We start from the raw sequence: 18,602 nt of genomic DNA, 5'->3' as shown, positions 1-18,602 counted from the left end.
TCCTCCTGTTAACTGCCCCCATCATATCGACTTACAAAACAATGACGCCTTACGTGAATACACGTAAATCCCCATAAAGATACGTAGATACCCGCGACCAGCCCTGATAGACATGCTCGCACTTTTCGGAAAAAGAAAAATCCGGCGCTTGACCGAGTTTCTTTAAGAGATAGAGAAAAGGCCCCCCACATCGCAGGTCTACCTTTCTCCAGCCTCTGACTATTCAGAGTTGGAGAAAGCAAGACCTGTCCCCACAAATGCCTGACGGATCCCCCCTGCTATTGCTGCATAGCACGCTGTTTGCCTCTTGCTTTCCTCTGTGACAAGGATCACGGAATCAACAGGTCTCCCACATCACTCGCCCCTCTGTTCATGTACACCTGCGATGGCATCAAGTCTGGGTTACCTGGATACGCAAACTTCTCCCATGCCAGCTAGACTCCTCTAACTGACTGAGCAACAGTGATAATCAGGTAAAGTAAAATGATCAGGAGCAAATAATGTTCATTGCAAAGCAAGTCATTCAGCATGCTTTATTCTCAATGATCACAGGATTCTTATGTCTGACTCTTTACTCTTATATTCAACGCTCGTTTTTACAAGACGAGACAATATGAAAGTGACTTTGATGGGGCGTAAGAAAAATGAATGGCATCGTGAAGTTGGAATATATACTGGGCAGGTCACTCAAGGCGCCATCAATAGCGGCACAGTAGCGCTTGATTTAACAAAAGGCAGTAATGATTCTTTACGGGTTAACTATATTGGTGATGCAACCTATAAGCATACAAACATCGGAATTGGGAGTCTTCTAATGTATACGGTGGTATTAACTGCCAGATTAAATGGCGCCGGATATATTTTGATTCAACTACCTGTCAAGAGTGCTTTGGGTTGGTATTTTAAGTTTGGATTTTATCCTGACCCTGTTATGGCGCATAAAAATGATTCAGATAGTAATAATGAGCGTGCAATGCATGATTGCGACTTATTTGGGGATACAAACCTGATTCCAAGTGAGCAGACCAAGGATTCTTATTTCAATAAAAGATTCGCATCTACGATATGCCCTGTTTTTTTAAAAGGTAATATTGATTTAATAGAAATAAAAAGCCAGGAGTCTATGTATAAGAAAGGCTGGAGTTTGTCCGCCAGACCCGAGACAGGATGCTGGTGCACTCTTTTATAAGATGTCCCCACAGACTTGCCCCGCTACACCATTGATCTAGCTTTCTCCGCCGAAACCATGACCTGCCCCCTCAAAAGCCTGATTGATATCTCCAGCATACCTGCTATCACTGCATGGCATGTGCGAAAGGCATTGAAACCCTGCTCAACAGGCGACATCTCTGCACACTGCAGCACGGTAACTTACGTATAAATTACCGCATTTCATGACTTACCCGTTTCAAAAACAATCGTGAATCTACGCTTCAGTTCTTTTTCACTGTATTGACTGGCTAACAACCAGTCAGTAAAAAACGATGGATAACTTTGTTTCATTTCATCAACAAACTCCAACAATTCATGACTCTGCATGTCTGAAAAAAGAATGCGCCAGCCTGGTGCTTTTTTCACCAACCCTGAGACTTTCATTTCGACCTGGTAACCTCTACCAATCCCCCTCATCTCTCGTCCCGAGTAATGTTCATCAAGCTCATAAAATTCTCCGGAGATATGACATTTACTTTTATCTTCCAACTCACACAGCATTCCAGTTTCGTTCTTAATGCTTCCATCTTTACCTTCAAATGTTGTAATACAAAGCGCATAGACCTCCGAAATGTTTAAACATTCAGGATCATCACGTTCACTACAACTTCCATCCTCAGCAATATTAATTTCGTACCAGTCTCCCTTTCTGCTGCTGTACTCAGCATAGACAACTTGGCCAGACAGAACTTCATGAGCTATTACCTTCAAACCTCGTCTTCGCACAATTTCTTTACACCTGCGTTCTTCAGCGCGGCTTACGACGTCCAAAACACGTTTGCAAGTAAGCTTTAAATTTATAAAATATTGACGATCATCAATTTTAAAAGCCACCGCTTCAATCACCTCATCAGGAAGCTGCGAAAAATCAAACTGATCCTTGGCCAGCTCGTCAGGGGGTGTTGATTTAAAAACGTTATCAGAGACTGAAGGTTCAGGCTCTGAGGTTGGCAAGAGATATTTAAATTTTGAAATAAGCACATTGTAAAATGGCTCTGGGATTTGTGAGAAAATTCTATTATAAAATGGTGCAAAACTGCCACTAATCGTTCCATAACCATTCAGATATAAGTTCAAACTCGGTCTATCAACTGAACTAACACGCCTGTTGGTATAAAAAACGCTTTCAGATTTTCCATCAGCAGCCTGAATCCCAGTAATCAAGCATTTTCTTTTCAGGAACTCTGTATCAACATTATACACCTTAGTATTCAAAAAATTATTCATTGCATTTCTATAAGTTATGAATCAAAGCATATCCTCAATAACTACCAGACCAGTCAATCGACAAGTAGTTCCTTGATAATATTGTTGGAATGGAAAATCCCAACAATGTCGATGTTTTCCCTTCTCAATCTCTTTTTGTTCCGTTATTCGTTGGCTTCCACAGGTACACAACAGATTTCGGTCACCTTATGCATTGTCGATACGTTGACCGTCGTCCAGATTTTTTGACCCACTTCAAACGACATCGGCTAAAAAGACTTTTTTCGGCTGCAATGGCAATCCCATTCATCCTGAATATCATCTTGAGTATGAGGCGTGTTAATCAATGGATTATTATCCTTCGTCCACTGTCTGTTCTGAACCTTGTAGATCTCACCACGGGTAGCGATCATGGCCTCGGCAAAACGATCCAGCTCGGCCGGACATCTCAAACTGTTGAAAAACGGTCATTTAGAAGTGGTGGTAACATGTGTCTGGTGGGAAACTCATGATGGGTGCATGGAAGCCGTAATCCATCAGGCTCTTGGCAATATCTTCCGCTGAGATACCAGATGCTACTTTAACAGGCCGAATGTCGATAATGCCTTCATGGGCAACACGACCGTTACGGCCCAAATTGCGAATATATGTCCATGCGATGGACAAAATAGAGACAGAACCCCAAGGCACAGTCTAATGGCACTCTGCTGATTTCATTCGCACCTGTTTTTCATTTCACATTAAAATGAGATTGTTTAATAACTTCTCAAAAGTTCACCTGGAAACTATGGGTATCTTTTATTCCTCCCTTAGCCCTATTTTTTCTAACATTGGAGCCAGACCGTCTACTCTTTCTCATGTTGTTAAGAAAACAAGGTATAACAGCATGCTAGAAAAGTATATGATGCCAGCCTTTGATTGGTCAGTCCTGATTGAAACCATTGATGCAAGCCCACCTCAAGGTACTCAGGTCATTAACTTTTTCTCAACAGACAAGCCATTTACTTATAATCAGGAGTCCATCGAGTTCGTCAAGGAACATCTTGAAAATGCGATTGCGTTTGATATAGATGCCCAGGTTCTCAAGTTTGCATGTGAACAAATAACGATTGATGGAGTGATCGCTGAAATGGGAGTCTGCACTGGCAGAACAATTAATTTTATTGCAGCACTCAACCCTCATTCGATCGTTTATGGTTTCGACTCATTTGAAGGTTTGCCAGAAACCTGGAACAGAAATGATTTTCCATTACCAAAAGGGGTTTTTTCTTATCATAATCCTGAAAAACCTCCAGCCGTCTTGAACAATGTAAGGCTGGTTAAAGGATTATTTGAGGATACACTACCTGTTTTTGCAGATGAAATATTGAAAAACAAAGCGATAGCATTTTTGCATATTGACTGTGACTTATATAGTTCAACGAAAGATATCTTCGAAATTCTTGGTTCACATTTAAAAAAGGGTTCTATTGTCCTATTTGATGAATTATATAATTATCCTAAATGGGAGGAACACGAGTTCAAAGCTTTCACTGAGTTTTTAGCCTCCTCAGGTAAAAAGGTAGAATATATTGCATTTAATAAGAACTGGGAGCAAGTTGCAGTCAGGTTTTTGTCTTGAATAGCTAAGGGGTACATAGGACTCCCACATACTTGAACCGCTACACCGCAGCTCTAGCTTTCTCCGGCCCCTGACTATTCAGAGCCGGAGAGACAAGACAAACTATGACCTGTCTCTGAAAAAGCCTGGTTGATAGCACCTGCCCCCCTTACCATCCCACAGAGCAGCTTCACTCTGGTATTCTCAAAGGGGTAGCTTGTATCCTGTTGCGTCGCGTGCTTTTTAAAGGCGGGATAGGGTGTTGGGTTGAGCTGATATCGAGTACCTGTCCTGTACCCCTGTCTCACGAGCCATTCATCAGCATGTCGCTAACGAGCTCCCGCGTCTCTGGCTGGTTTGCATTGTAGACGAACGCAATCTGAAAACTGCGCCAGCAATTACAGCAGAGGTAATGCTTAAACCCTGAAGGAGCTTTACTGTTTTCCACTACAACTTAGCACCATCACTATAGGTAAAAAAACAATATCACTCTTTTTTGCGAAAGAAACTGCAGATAGAAGCACAGCAACCTGCCTGTTCTATCTCCACATCTGCATCCATCACACAAGGACCTGTATCCGGGATCAACGAATCTGCACCTGTAGCCGTCACATAAGAACCTGAAGCCGTCTCAAAAGAACCTGTTTCCGACATTGAAGAATCTGTATCCGTTAGCAACGAATCAGCGGCATCATCCATGTATAATGGTTGCGTCCTGATAACAATGACATCTCGTATAGAATCGCTGCTATCATCAGGCGTTTCATTAGCATTACTAGTGGGTTTCTTAATCTCTGAGGCACTATGGACCATTTTATAGGTTTCGTTACCTCCTCCGCCCGACGCATTATAACGCCGCCCCTGATCAATAACATAAGCGGTATAAGGCTCTTCCGGTATAGATTCCAACAAATAGATGATAGGTTTATCTGGGCGATTTTCTAAATCGTAAAAATCCTCTTCGGTATCGTAGATGACATTACCATAAGCAGACAACGAGCTAATATCCCTCCTACCCATAATCACGAACCCTTTGGCGCTCTGTGCGAAATGTTGTTGTTTGGGATCATAAAATGGAGACGCATTTTTGTCAGCACGCATAATACCGATCTCTACTTTAACTTTATCACTCTCGTTGATGTGTTTGGTATTAGGCGTTCTCGTTATAAAGGTCTGCAAAAGTCTCACGTATGTACACTCTGATTCCGCAATACTATCCTGATGCCATACCAACCGGCTATATGGACTGTATTGACAGTGCATATTTTTAATCAGCAGTTGTTCACCACACATTATGCCGAGCCGACGGGCTGTCTGAGGTAAGTTCAGCATGAACGCAAACTCAGGGTCAGAAGGTTTAGAGCGCTGCTGATCTTCCGCATCACGGCAATAAAATACTATCAGGCACTGCTTACTCTTACTGCACCACGCGATAGAAATCACACTCTGTCGCTTAAAAAGGACGGGAATGTTTTTGATTGGAAATGACATTTGAGTCAGCAAGTTCGAAAGTATGTCAATATCCTTGTATTCAAGCCCATGAACATCATTTTGTCCTTTTGACCATTGTGTATCAAAGCCTCTGTCTTTCAATGTCTTAATGCTATGTTCATAGAGGCTCAATGGACTACTTTCACTAACGCCCTTTCCAGATGATAAAGGCGGAAGATCTCCAATATAAAACATCGGATCAGACTTTTTTACTCTTGAAATAGATCCGGAAAGAATTCTTTTATTGTATTCAGTGAATAATTTCCCACTGAAGCGATCGTTATCATCGAAAGGTATGCAACAACCAGGGGGATGTACACTAAAATCGCGTATTTCATTCATTACTCTTCTCCTTGAATAACATTATTAAACTCTCTAAACATCCGGCAAAATGATTAAAAACAAGCAGCAAGCCGGATCCACTCAATTTATAAATGGCTTAATTTCCATATTTGTCAGGTTAAGGCATCCCCCTACGCACCAAAGTTTCCTCCGCTCTTAAAATTGTTATGAAAAAAAACAAATTGGTGATCAAAAACGGAAATCAAACAGCCTGGATTTCCGTCTTCATAGAAAAGAACAATGAGGAAGCAGTCAAAGTAGATACGCCAATGCTCTATTCCAGCGTTGTGAAATAAATATAAATAGGACATCCATATACTTGACCTGCCATAACACAGTTCCAGCTTTCCCTGACCTCTGCCGGAGAAACCTTACCTGTCCCCGCAAAAGCCTGATAAATAACATCAATTCACTGCATGGCATGCTGTGTTTGCCGCGCTTTGCTCTGCGGCAGGGATCATTTGACCGGTAAGGATCAGGCACTCCACAAGCAGTGGATCGTTTGGACGGTTTCAGTCTTTTCCATTGACAATGTTCTTGATTCAGCCAAGCAGAACAGGCGTTTTCCACTACACTCTTCACAACCGCATCTCATGGCTGGATCTTTACTGCAGGAATATTCAGGAGTATGCACTATGTCTCATGTTTTCCCCGAGCTTCCCTACCCTTACGATGCGCTTGAGCCATACATTGATGCCAGAACCATGGATGTTCACTACAACAAGCACCATCGCACCTACTACGATAAATTCATGGCGGCCATTAAGGGGACTGAACTGGAAGATACGTCCCTGGAAGCGATTTTTTCCGGCGTTTCCAAACAGCCACCGGCGGTACGAAACCATGGCGGAGGTTATTACAACCACATTGTTTACTGGAACTGTATGTCACCCAATGGTGGGAAACAGCCATCCGGTGACTTCGCCAGTAAACTGGACGAAACCTTTGGTGACCTGGAAACCTTTAAGCAACAGTTTTCCGATGCGGCGATCAACCTCTTCGGGTCCGGCTTTGCCTGGCTCGTGGTCAAGGACGGGGAATTGACGATCACCGCCACCAGCAACCAGGACAATCCTCTTATGGATGTTGTCCCGGTGCGGGGTGAGCCCGTTCTTGCCCTGGATGTCTGGGAACATGCCTATTACCTGACCTATCAGAATCGTCGGCCGGATTATATTGATGCATGGTGGCATGTGGTGGACTGGGATGCGGTCGGCTCATCCTATACCGCAGCAGTTGCCAAGGCTGCCTGACAGATTTTCCCATAACTGACGACTTAACTACCTGTAACCATGGGCGTACGGGGCAGCCATAGAAATACTATTCCCGTCATAGGGTGATAGTGATGGGTATCTTATTTGTTTGATACCCATTGCTCCTGTTCATCTTGCGTGAGAAAACTCCATGCAAGAAAACGGCTGATTTTCTGCCCCTGTGCCATTTTGATCACCTGGATTTGTCTGGCACCTTGCTTTTTTAGCTGTCGCTTCAGTGGCTGAATGTTATCGCCCTTGGATATCAGGCTAGTGAACCAGCAGACCTGTGTGGCGAATTCGGCACTTTCGGCAATCATCTGCTTCAAAAATCGAATCTCTCCCCCCTCGCACCATAGCTCGGCCTTTTGTCCTCCGAAGTTCAGCCTGGGTAACGCCGTCGCACGCTGTTTATCGCGGTTAAGGTTTTTCCATTTCCGCTCACTGCCTTCATTCGCTTCCGCCATGGAGGCGTGAAATGGCGGGTTGCAGAGGGTCGCATCGAAACGATCCTGTGGGTTTATGATGCCCCTGAAAATACGACGACTATCCGGTTGTTGCAGGACGTTGATCCTGTTTTTCAGGCAGCTATTCGTACTGACAATCACCCGCGCTGTTTTCACCGAGACAGGGTCGATATCGCTGGCGGTAAATTGCCAGCCATAACTCTGCGTACCAATAATCGGATAGATGCAGTTCGCCCCCGTGCCTATATCCAGTACCTTAATGTCGCTGCCCGTTGGTGGCTTAGGGGTGTGACTGTGGTGGGTGGTTGCCAGTAAGTCGGCCAGGTAATGAATGTAGTCGGCCCGCCCGGGGATCGGCGGGCATAGATACCCGGCCGGAATTCGCCAGTGTGTCACCTGATAAAAATGCATCAGCAATGATTTGTTCAGACAGAGAACGGCCTGCTCATTGCTGAAATCAATAGTGTCTTCACCCCGGGGGTTAGTTTTCAGGTAACGCTTCAATTCGGGCGTGGTTTTTATCAGTTCAGCCAGGTTGTACCTGCCCTGATGCAGGTTGCGGGGGTGAAGACCCGCAGGCGTTACCGGGGAAGATGCAGGTTTCCCCGTCAATCTTTGCGTTTTTTTCACAATCGCTACAGCACTTCTTGCGTGGGTTCAGGTCAGTCTGGTGGGTATCTTACAGGGTTGGGTAAGCAATGTTCAGCGGAAACCGGCATGGGATCTTTATCATTGAATGCATTAAAAATGCATGGCTTTCCCCTCAAATCACAGATTTCGAATAAACAGAACACCCACAAACATAACGAAATATAGGGTTGCCCATAAAAATATGGGCACTCTTCATAGGGTTATAGTTATGACTGTCCTGTTTTTATGCCGGCGTCAGCCATCGCACCAACTGCTGACTGACTTCCGCACTATGCAGCAACGCCATATGGTTCGTATTGTAAACAATCAACTGCGACGCTTCGTCAAAGTGCAGATATTTATCTGCCATATCACTTATTCCCAAAGCACTGTGTAACGGGACCAGGCCATCACCTATCAAACGGTCCGCCACTGTACTGCGCCTGGCTGCTGTCGTTGCCGCCACGGAATAACAAGCCACGCCTTCCGGTAAGGGCACATCCTGACGCAGATCGTGACTACAGTGAAACCGATCACGCCCTTCCCAGTCCTCATCGCGCACATGGCCGTGGCGCAGGTCGGTGATGCCGGCACTGCGTAAACGGACAAGCCTGGCAAACGGCGCCGTGTAGGGCGTTACCCCCAGGATTGCATCCAACCCGTTGCCCGCCTTCTCCAGCGGCGCACCATGATGCGGCGTGCCAAGGAATACCAGGTGCTTCAGATGATCGGGCCACTGCATGGCAGCCTGCCGTCCATAGTAGCAGGCACTGCGAGCAACCAGCCCGCCCATGCTGTATCCCACGATCGTCACTGCTTCAACCGGCCTGGGCCAGTGGGCAACCAGCTGCTCCAGCCTCTCGGACAATTCCCGGCCATTGACCGAGGTATGCAAACCGGAGTTGTATCGCAGGTAGACCGGTGTATAGCCCAGGGCCGCTGCCAGCGCCCCCCCCTGGTCGACGCCATCAGTGCCCGGTGGTATGCGCCACTGCTGATCGTTCATACACAGACCGTGTACCAGCAGCAGTATCTTACCAGTGACGTCTGCATCACCCGGCATCGCCGCTTTCTCCAGCGTTTCACCCCGATACCGCAGGCACATGGGACTGGCAAACGGATGGTTGCTGGCGACCAACCGATCGCCCATCACGCCATTGAGTGCAGCCAGCACCGCATCCCGTTGAAACGTACCTTCCCTGCGGTCATCCGGCACGTCCAGGTAAGGGTCGAGCCTTGCCAGCGCGGCATCCACACTGCCGCCAACCAGGCGGGTAATACCGTAAACACCCCGGTAAACACCACCGGTCAGGCCACGGGTCTTGCCCGGCTCGCTGCCTCCGGGTGCACCCAGTGTTCGCCACACCGATTGATGTACACCTTCCACTATCCGGGTCACACCGGTTGTCGCCTCCGTGGCCAGCCGGGCAAGCCCGCGCAGGTCGGACGCATAGAGGTGCTTGCGTGATTTTCCGGTAACCGATGTGGGCATGATATGAATTCCATTGGCAAGGTGTGGCGACAGGCCTGTTGTCGCAATGTCTGCCATTAAATCACCCTGTCGGCAACATTGCATTGCCTTGAAATCGAGAAAACAGAAAAAGACACAGTCAATTGATTCCTACACGACACCCTGGTGTCACTGTATGGCATGGTGTGTTCGTCAGGGTTACCGCCTTCCCGCCTGTATGACTAACGGAACATATGTGGATATATGATTATCATGCTTGGGGTATTTTTTTGTGAAAGCCGACTTAACAGTGTTTATCGCTGATAGATATCCCCGAACATTTCCAGCTGCGTCATATAGAGACGTGTATCGAGCTCCAGCTGATGGTAGTCGGGTTCCATATGGCAGCATAGCTGGTAAAACGATCGGTTATGGTCAGCTTCCTTCAGGTGGGCCAGCTCGTGGACCACAATCATTCTCAGCAGCGCTTCCGGCGCATGTTGAAACAGCGCACCAATGCGGATTTCTTTCCGGGCTTTCAGCTTTCCACCATGCACCATGGTTCGGGAAATATTCAAACCCAGGGCCTGATGCGTCTGACTGATTTTGCCATCAAACAGCACTTTGTTGAGCGGGGCAGACTTGCGAAGGTACTGGTTCTTCAACGCCATCGTATAGTCATACAGTGCTTTATTATTTCTTACTTCATGGGGTTCCGGGTATTTTTTCAATAACCATGTCCCTAAGCGCTTTTCTGTTATCAGACGATGCGCCTGTTCAATGACAGGTTGTGGATAATGAAGTAAGTATTTCAACATTCCGTAGCGGTATCAGTGATGGATAATGATTGACGGAAACTATCATAGAAACCAGGACACACCAATCAGGAAAAGATGACAAGCAGAAAAAACATCCAACAGAAATCATTATTGAATAAATCATGGACAGGACACCCATACAATGGTTCCTCTCCCTTACGGGGCCATCGTTCACCACACTCTAAATATTCAACCTCAAATGAAATCCTGAGAATTCGTAACCTTTTTCATCCATCCGAAAAGCATAACCAGTGTTATTTTCAACTGCGTATGCGGCAGTGAGCCTTTAAAATATAACAGGTCGCCAAGACTAACGACCTAAAACCCTATGTATAGTTGCGCAATGTGCTGACCGAGCTTCAGAAACCGGGCAGAGATGTCTGCATTGACCACCTTTTACCAAATAAAGCCCGGAATGATTGTCAGTGTCTCTGACAGCCTGCACACTGATTCCTGCTCAATTACGCCATGCGGTATGACAGATAACCTGCGTTATTACGAAAGCTCTACAGTGCTTGTCTTCTAGACAGTATTTGCAATAGCAAAATCTCTATGGTTGCGGCATGCCTCACCTCTCAAACACAGAGTGGATTAGACGCACTGAGCATGATTATCAGAGATGATAAAAATTACTGTGAACTGATCCGCACAGAATTGGTCTTGATTTATGAAAGCTTCCACTTGAAGTATTTTAATCATTTCGAGAATGCGCCATCCCCTTAAAGCTAAACAATGTAAGAAGGATATAAATAACATGCCGATTTCAAACGAAACCGCCAGACACTTTTTGGACCAAATTAACCACTTCATTGAACGAGGAACAAGGTACACAGAAGAATTGGGCGTAACCAAAGACAAACGTATTGTGTACCGAGACGACGATGAATGTGTGAGTCTTGACGATGAATTGGAGACATTTATCCCACTGGAACACGAATCAGAATCGTTAGCAGTGTTGGCTACAGCCCTTGATAAAAGGCTGAAATCACCTGAAGATTATGCTAAACAGCATATTGAAAAACTGCCTATACCCTGCAAGGGCATCGAGCAAAGACGCATATTTGCCAAATCCGCCCTGAATTTATTCCCCCTGGATAAGCATAAATTATTAACACTTGGTAGACAAAACCTGTTGATTAACGCATGCCTTAAAAATATTCTTGAACCTTCAAAATTTCAAGAAAGTGTTATCCCAAGGCCGGTCCAATGGCTAACAAAATCTGTTAAGGAATGCCTGAAAAAGGATAATGAACGTGACAGAGACATTTCATTAAATGCAGTTTTTAATAAAATAATACCTGAAAAGGTCGCTTTAAAAGGGAAAAAGGTTGTTATCATAAGAGATATTTACACATATCATACAATGCATATCGTTATCCCACATCTAGAAAAATATCTAGAGTCTAAAGGAATTGACTACTGCTTTTTTATGTTGCTACCTGGTAATGCTGATGTGGTCTCAGCGATTAAAAGAGATGATCCTGACCATTTCGAGAGTGAACATAAAGATAATGAACCAGATCTGTTGACAATAGCGGGAAAAAATATATTCGATACAGAAGAGGCAAGCGGATTCATTTCGGATTCTATGATGCCCGAACCAACGGAGAAAACACATCACCAAAACAAATTCTATCATACATTACCAACGCCAGACTGTGATTTTAATGAAGATCCCGCATCCTATACGTATATGGATGTTGTAGTTCCTCCCTGCGATGATTATTTATGTAATGATGAAGTGGGTATCTGGAGCTTTCCAGAAAACCCAATAAATAATGTTGTTACTAACCATATTGTACTGAACATACTGACCAAATTGCAGTTAAAGCTTGAAACTGAATAACTTCCAACATCATGTTAGTCACCACCTATTAAAGAGTTAATTATGGTCGACTAAAACACACGTTAATTTTAGCTTGCATTCTAATGACTACTGTCATTGCCGATAGTCAGTTGAGCCATTTATTCCACACCATCTAAAGGTGGATGGAAAAGGCAGGCATGAATAGGATCAGTGACGTATTGAACGGCATATTTTGTGTTTTCAATACAGGTTCGCACTCGATACGAAATGCCTAAGCGCCGCCCCCCACACTTCGTCTCACAAACACTTTCTCAGGCCGGTTACCTTCCACCGACTGCAGAATGAATTGCCATCCTTCCCACGCAACCGACTCACCTACCTTCGGCATGTCGCCCAGGCACCACATCATCATACCGCTCAGTGTGTGGTATCCACGCTTATGTTCATCGGGTAAGGTATCCAGCTCCAGCAGGTCCCTGAGCACGAAAACCGGTATCAGTCCATCCATGGTCCAGCTGCCATCCAAATGCTGCTCAGACCAGTTATCCTCGGGGAGATGGGATTTAAACTCCCCCGTCAACGCCTCCAGTAAGTCACCATGGGTCACCATTCCCTGCAGGTCGCCATACTCGTCCACAACGAAGACCAGGTGATCATCGCACTGCCGGTAAAACTCCAGGAGTCGTGTCCCCCTCCAACTCTCGGGAATAAAAACCGGATGCTGTGCAGCCGTCAGAATCGCCTCGTTATCCCTTATACCCGTAAACTTGATATTCAACAGTTGCCTGGCTGACAGCACCCCGAGCGGATTATCCATATCCCCGTCAATAACCGGGAAACGCTCATGCCCACACGCCAGAAGACACTGTATGTTTTCATCCAGGGATTTCCGAAGATCAAAGGCCTTCATCTCGCTGCGCGGTGTCATTAATGAGGAGACTTTCCTGTCATCCAGATGGAAAACGTTACGCACCATGTCACGCTCCTGCGCTTCTATGGCGCCGCTGCGTGACCCTTCGGCCATCAGGGCAATGATATCTTCTTCGATAATATTCTCTTCAGACTCATCACCGCGCTTGCCCAGCAACCGCAGAATAAGATCCGTTGACCAGGCCAGCAGGGAGACAAATGGCTTGGACAGCAGAGCCAGAAGACTTAACGGACGTGCCATCATGCGGGCAAACAGTTCAGGGTTGAGCTGCGCCAGTCGTTTAGGCACCAGTTCGCCAACGACAATGGATAAATAGGTGATAGCGATAACAACAATTACCGTTGAGGCAGCGGAAGCCGTTTTGCTTGAAATATCGTAGGTAACCATATACTCGGCAAGAGGCGCCGCCAATGCCGCTTCACCATAGATACCGTTCAACAGGCCGATGACCGTTATCCCGATCTGTACCGTCGAGAGAAATCGCGTCGGCTCTTCACCCAGCCTGATCGCACTGGCAGCCCCTGCATCGCCTTTGTCAGCCAGCTTTTGAAGGCGGCTTTTGCGGGAGGAGACCAGGGCAATTTCAGACATGGCGAACACGCCATTGAGCAGGATAAGCGCAATGAGTATCAGCACATCCATGAACACACCTCTTGAATCATGCTGACCCGCACCCAGGCTGTCATAATCGGTTTGATAGGCATTATCAGACGCTGCAGAGTTTACAGCGTGTTGTTTCAGCAAAACTATAGAACCGGTTAATGCGTTAATAAATGACTGTCTTCTCTTATGTTCCCGAAGGGATTTTCTGTGTATTGTTGGTCGTTTTTTCCCACCAAATATCATCTACTGCTGATTACAACAGACTAAAAGGTCATATCGCTACTGAAACCACGGCCTGTAGACATGATTAAAACCAATATCCAGGGCAACGTAGACCAGCAATATTGCCATCGTGATATTAAGCACCCGGAAATATACCGGTTTTTCAATTCGTCTACCCAGCAGGCTTCCTATCATAGAGTATGATGCCGGTGCACCCGCTGCAGCTATAGCCAACAAGACGATCCACACAAGGCTTTTGTAACCACTAATGCCCGCGGCAGGAAACTGGATTGTCACAATAGGTAGCGTTGCGATCATCGCTTTGGGATTGACTATCTGTAAAAGCACGCCGTTACGAAGGGATAATACGTCCGTTTTTTTGTTCTGGTTGGCCAGGGAGACCCTTGCCACCATCAATTTTCCGGCAAGATAGAGAATATACCCGCAACCCAGAATACTGACGAAAGGCAAAGAGTTTTTATCAACCAGTGACCCGCCCATCAGACTCATCATCGAAAACAGAAACAACATGGCCACACCGACACCGGCAAAGTAACCCACATTCTGCCTTGTCTTTCCATGTAACCCGCCGTACAGCCCCAGTAAATTGACAGGACCCGGTGAATACATCACTGCAAATGCATACGCCCATACTTCTAGCATCGCCAATTTACCCCTTAGCACTGTGGCATCTTCAATCACGCCAATCTAAGACATATTCCCGGGTCGTTAGTTCCAAATCATTCACAACAAGCCATAATCCTTCGAAATACGTCAGCGTCTGAAACTTCCTCCCAGACTGGCTTTGATGAATAGCCCCCACCAGTATTAAATATATGAATGGGGGTTCTATTCTCTTTTTATCCCAGGTTTCGTGTGATTCCCTCAAGGTTAATCCGGGCCGGGATTATTCAAACCAGTTCTACCCGGTAATCAAACACCTTAACGTGGTTCTGCTCATCAATGGCGACCCGCCATACCTCCTTGACCATGAGTTTCATGGCTTCATTGTTAAAGGTCTCGGCTTCCAACCGCACCAGCATATCCACCTGGTAGTGATCCTTTTCCAGGTGACCAACATCGACCCGTTCCAGGTGATGAGTAGCGCCGGGCTTAACGCTCTGGCGCAATATCTGGTACCACTGGTGAAAGCCATCAATACCACGGAAAGTGCCCTCCGGGGCCTGCAGATGAAGCGAGTCGTCGATATGCTCGATAAACCCTACGGGATCTTCTGGCAGTTGATCGAATGCCTGGAACCAGCCCTGGGTAAAGTCCCGGATAGCCGCCTGTTTAACCCGGGCATCAGTGAGTGCCTGCAAGGTCTGAATCAATCTGTCAGCCTGCTCCCTGGCCCGGGCTTCTACGGCTTCCCGGGTGTTGTAAACCTCCGGGATATAGATCATTCCATGGCTGTAAATGGGCGGATGATAATTGAGTCCGGCCAGGTAGGCGGTTTGCTCAATGGGGGTCAACAGCTGTTCGATGGAAAAATGGTTATACCCCAGTGGATGATAGGATTGCTTCGGGCCGCCGATGGTAAACGACAGAACCAGATTTTTTCCCTTCAGTTTGTCGCCTTCAGGACCATAGGCAAAATTAAAGGTGAATACCTCGTCCACCCACAGCTTCATAATGCCGGGCATCGAATACCAGTAGAAGGGAAACTGGAAAACGATGGTATCTGCAGCCACCAGAGCCGCCTGCTCGGCCTCAATATCAACTCGAAAGTCCGGGTAAAGGCTGGACAGTTGATGGATTTTGACACCTTCAACCCGGCGCTGAAGTTCATCAAGAATCACCGCGTTGGTGTAAGACTCTTCCAGGTTGGGATGACCAGAGATTACAAGGACTTTATTCATAACAGCTTAAGCCTTGATTGTGAAAATGTTCGCAAGAGGAAAGGCAGGCTACCTGCCTTCTGATGCGAAACGAATAGCAGTGCAGCTTTCCGGTTTTATTAAGCCTGATGATGTAAACCGGAGAGACACACCTGAGGCTTGGGTAAAGCTAGTCGGAAACGATGACTTGGACCAGCCTCCAAGCATCACTACAATACCCTCAAATCCCCCCTCAAAAAAATCTCAGGTCTTTATTACTCCCACCTTTGAATGCTCAGACTCGGAAAACCGTGCTCTGCCCCCACGAAAGGCTGATTGATCCCCTCATTATTCCCTACTATCGCAGCATACCGTCGCACTGCCCTCTATTTGATGGCCGCAGCAGTGGGTTATGTGAATGCCTTGATTTAACGACCTAACTGGAAGGGATACCAGATCCTGAATCTTCGCATGGGGGATAGCATGTTCCAGACAAGTCTGTTTTCGTCAGGTGTCGTTTTCATAAAATCGAAGCATTTATCTGAATTAAATAGCATTGCCAGGCAAGAGGCATTCCCAAACTCATTGATCGCTGCATCCGGCGTGTAACAATTTTCAGTGATGACGATAATATAAGGTGAATGGCTAATTCGTTCACCTCTTGCAGAAAACGTCAGGTTGGGTATTTCATACCACTTCGGCGAAATAGGTTTCTTATACTTCACCTTTTCCAGTGCGATAACAGGGTTTTTCATGCTACAGGCTAACCAACCGGCATATCGTGGATGACGACCTTCTTCTATAACAATGAGTGGAATGTTGTTTTTTTGCTCCCTATCTAATTCCCTGAATTTATCGAGCGTTTCTTTACAGAATTGCTCAAGACATGATGCTCTTGAGATTCCCTGAGCCATACGTTTCTTGTTAAACAACCAGGTTTTTGGGTAGAACGACTTAACCTTAAGCATGCTTTTTGATTGTTGAAAGAAATGCCTTTCCCAGTCTGAAATAAAACTGTCGATATGTGCTAACACCGTGTTGTATTCAGTATATGTGTTGGCTGTTTGGGAATAGTGGTTTGTTGCTTTTCTTTTTTCATTAGGCATTACTTCGGTGCAAAGTAAGCTGGTTTTTTTAGGCTGCGAACCTTTAGATGAAGATTCTGTTGTTTTAGAGTCAAGGTCATGTTGTGGTTTCCAGACACGCAATATGTTATGTCTCGATAAAATATTTCGGTCTTTGTATTCGATATTGCAGGGCGAGCCATTAAAGTGTATTTGCTGATTCAGGTAGTTACAACATGGAATAGTAACAATGGAGACTTTCTGACAACCGCGCAGGGCTAATGAAACTTTATCAAGCGATACATGCGCATGTATCATCATCACTATTACATGCCACCTTGAGATATCATAGTATTTTGAGAGGTCGCAGTCTTCGATACGGCATGGAAGCGTGCTTAGATTAGCAGGAAGCTGTGAGATTGACGGTTTCAACTCCGGGTCGATAGCAAGTACTTGCCATGGTGTGTTGAGTGCTACCCACGCGCCCAGCCGTGGACTGAATCCCGCACCAACATCAAGGGCTAATATCCGCTCATCAGAATCAGTGGGAATCAGACTTTTGATGGCATACCATATCCCAAGTATTTCACTGATTTCTTTCAGAGTGTTATGTCTTGGCAATAAGCTAAGCGATATAAAAGCATCTGTGCATTTTGAGGTAATGAACCGGGTAAAAACATCTCTCGCAGCGCTTTTTATATAATCGTATTGAGTATTTTTGGATTTAATATCGGGCGTTTTTATTTTTTCTTTCCGGGAAAGGCTCGCTCCTGATTCTGTATGAATACTTGATTGACGGGATGTAGCTCTACTGGAAAGGTTAAAAACATTCATTCTTGATGGGCTCGTATATCTGGAGCATATGCAGATTTTCTATAACACTAAACATTCTATTTTTTATTACTTAAATAATTTATAACATTTCGGTTTATTTTGATGACAATCAGTTTTCACTCGTCAGCTTTAGCCGCTATATCAGGATATATAGATAAGCTTTACTCTTGATTAATAAGCATCTCTGATACCCGAAAGCACCTTCTATCGCTAATGTCCAAGGAATAAATTTCACGAGTTTGATGCCCAATCACTACCATTTAACGAAAACACATTTGATGCCGTCACTTGTGGCTTCGGCATTATTCACATTCCAGAGCCTGGTAAGGCATTGTCCGAGATGCATCGGGTGCTCAAACCGGGTGGACGTGTGGCTATCAGCCTATGGGAGCCTCCCGATTCAAACAATGGATTTGGGTTACTTTTCGGATCGATATTGGCAAATGCAGATATGGGTCTTGGTCTTCCCCCCGGGCCTGATTTCTTCCAGTTTAGTGATCCTGAAAAGCTCACCTGCGCCCTGATTGAAGCAGGTTTTTTTGAACCATCCACAGACAGCGTTGGTCAGATATGGGAACTGGCAGGCTCGCAAGCGTTGTTTGCGGCCATACTGGAAGGAACGGTCCGAACCCGGGCACTGATAACGGCACAGTCGCATGACGTTCAACAAGCCATATCAAGTGATGTTGCAAAAGGAATGGAGAAATATGTTTCTACTGATGGACACTATCGTGTCCCGATGCCTGCACTCATTGGCTCAGCAAAAAAGTAACCCTGGCTGAATGAAGGGTTGATCATCCATAAACTTGAATCGTTACGCACATGCGCAACAGACGCGGTATGTGCTTCGTG

15 protein-coding genes and 1 pseudogene are annotated in these 18,602 nt (G+C 45.7%); 5 read left to right on the top strand and 11 right to left on the bottom strand.

Annotation, left to right across the window (positions count from 1 at the left end):
• The first annotated feature begins 559 nt into the window (after nucleotides 1-559).
• A complete protein-coding gene (locus tag AC27K1_RS11535) occupies nucleotides 560-1,189 on the top strand; it encodes a hypothetical protein (protein ID WP_487150708.1) in 630 nt (209 codons plus the stop codon).
• A 203-nt stretch (nucleotides 1,190-1,392) separates the two neighbouring features.
• On the opposite strand, the gene AC27K1_RS11530 is transcribed toward AC27K1_RS11535, so the two are convergent.
• The 3 genes from AC27K1_RS11530 to AC27K1_RS11520 form a co-directional block, all read right to left on the bottom strand.
• Nucleotides 1,393-2,439, bottom strand: coding sequence for a hypothetical protein (locus AC27K1_RS11530; RefSeq protein WP_487150707.1), 1,047 nt, complete (start codon nucleotides 2,437-2,439; stop codon nucleotides 1,393-1,395).
• A 248-nt stretch (nucleotides 2,440-2,687) separates the two neighbouring features.
• Nucleotides 2,688-2,870, bottom strand: a complete 183-nt coding sequence (locus AC27K1_RS11525) for a hypothetical protein (protein ID WP_487150705.1) — start codon at nucleotides 2,868-2,870, stop codon at nucleotides 2,688-2,690.
• A 19-nt stretch (nucleotides 2,871-2,889) separates the two neighbouring features.
• The gene (locus AC27K1_RS11520; RefSeq protein WP_487150704.1) at nucleotides 2,890-3,108 is read right to left on the bottom strand and encodes a hypothetical protein; all 219 of its coding nucleotides are present in this window, start codon (nucleotides 3,106-3,108) and stop codon (nucleotides 2,890-2,892) included.
• A 196-nt stretch (nucleotides 3,109-3,304) separates the two neighbouring features.
• Here AC27K1_RS11520 and AC27K1_RS11515 point away from each other — a divergent pair, with 196 nt between their 5' ends.
• Entirely contained in the window at nucleotides 3,305-4,039 is a 735-nt protein-coding gene (locus AC27K1_RS11515) for a TylF/MycF/NovP-related O-methyltransferase (protein WP_487150702.1), read from the top strand.
• Between the two features lie 465 nt (nucleotides 4,040-4,504).
• Here the strand turns inward: AC27K1_RS11515 and AC27K1_RS11510 are convergent, their stop codons facing one another.
• Nucleotides 4,505-5,851, bottom strand: coding sequence for a hypothetical protein (locus AC27K1_RS11510; protein ID WP_487150701.1), 1,347 nt, complete (start codon nucleotides 5,849-5,851; stop codon nucleotides 4,505-4,507).
• Nucleotides 5,852-6,486: 635 nt separating this feature from the next.
• Between AC27K1_RS11510 and AC27K1_RS11505 the strand changes: the two genes are divergently transcribed.
• Complete coding sequence (locus AC27K1_RS11505) at nucleotides 6,487-7,104, top strand: superoxide dismutase (protein ID WP_487150699.1); 618 nt, start codon at nucleotides 6,487-6,489, stop codon at nucleotides 7,102-7,104.
• A gap of 101 nt (nucleotides 7,105-7,205) precedes the next feature.
• Here the strand turns inward: AC27K1_RS11505 and rlmF are convergent, their stop codons facing one another.
• The 3 genes from rlmF to AC27K1_RS11490 form a co-directional block, all read right to left on the bottom strand.
• Nucleotides 7,206-8,201 carry a 23S rRNA (adenine(1618)-N(6))-methyltransferase RlmF gene (gene rlmF / locus AC27K1_RS11500; RefSeq protein ID WP_487150698.1) on the bottom strand — a complete coding sequence of 332 codons (996 nt, stop codon included), beginning with the start codon at nucleotides 8,199-8,201 and terminating at the stop codon, nucleotides 7,206-7,208.
• Nucleotides 8,202-8,445: 244 nt separating this feature from the next.
• Nucleotides 8,446-9,750, bottom strand: coding sequence for an esterase/lipase family protein (locus AC27K1_RS11495; RefSeq protein WP_487150697.1), 1,305 nt, complete (start codon nucleotides 9,748-9,750; stop codon nucleotides 8,446-8,448).
• Nucleotides 9,751-9,965: 215 nt separating this feature from the next.
• Complete coding sequence (locus AC27K1_RS11490; protein WP_487150696.1) at nucleotides 9,966-10,469, bottom strand: M48 metallopeptidase family protein; 504 nt, start codon at nucleotides 10,467-10,469, stop codon at nucleotides 9,966-9,968.
• A gap of 754 nt (nucleotides 10,470-11,223) precedes the next feature.
• Here AC27K1_RS11490 and AC27K1_RS11485 point away from each other — a divergent pair.
• Entirely contained in the window at nucleotides 11,224-12,315 is a 1,092-nt protein-coding gene (locus AC27K1_RS11485; protein ID WP_487150694.1) for a hypothetical protein, read from the top strand.
• Between the two features lie 232 nt (nucleotides 12,316-12,547).
• Here AC27K1_RS11485 and AC27K1_RS11480 read toward each other — a convergent pair whose 3' ends face one another.
• From AC27K1_RS11480 to AC27K1_RS11465, 4 genes are all read right to left on the bottom strand, one after another.
• Nucleotides 12,548-13,849: a hemolysin family protein gene (locus AC27K1_RS11480; RefSeq protein ID WP_487150692.1), complete on the bottom strand. Its 1,302-nt coding sequence runs from the start codon at nucleotides 13,847-13,849 to the stop codon at nucleotides 12,548-12,550.
• Between the two features lie 240 nt (nucleotides 13,850-14,089).
• Entirely contained in the window at nucleotides 14,090-14,695 is a 606-nt protein-coding gene (locus AC27K1_RS11475) for a LysE family translocator (RefSeq protein ID WP_487150691.1), read from the bottom strand.
• A gap of 248 nt (nucleotides 14,696-14,943) precedes the next feature.
• On the bottom strand, nucleotides 14,944-15,894 hold the full coding sequence (locus AC27K1_RS11470) for an NAD(P)H-dependent oxidoreductase (RefSeq protein WP_487150690.1): 951 nt from the start codon (nucleotides 15,892-15,894) through the stop codon (nucleotides 14,944-14,946).
• A gap of 386 nt (nucleotides 15,895-16,280) precedes the next feature.
• A complete protein-coding gene (locus AC27K1_RS11465; RefSeq protein ID WP_487150688.1) occupies nucleotides 16,281-17,750 on the bottom strand; it encodes a hypothetical protein in 1,470 nt (489 codons plus the stop codon).
• A gap of 235 nt (nucleotides 17,751-17,985) precedes the next feature.
• Between AC27K1_RS11465 and AC27K1_RS11460 the strand changes: the two are divergent.
• Nucleotides 17,986-18,522 (top strand): annotated as a pseudogene (locus tag AC27K1_RS11460) (methyltransferase domain-containing protein); the annotation flags it as partial.
• Nucleotides 18,523-18,602 lie beyond the last annotated feature (80 nt).

The sequence above is a fragment of the Kistimonas ophiarachnellae genome (assembly GCF_057552235.1).
Note: the sequence above shows the minus strand (reverse complement) of the source record. Positions and strands in the feature narration are given on the sequence as shown.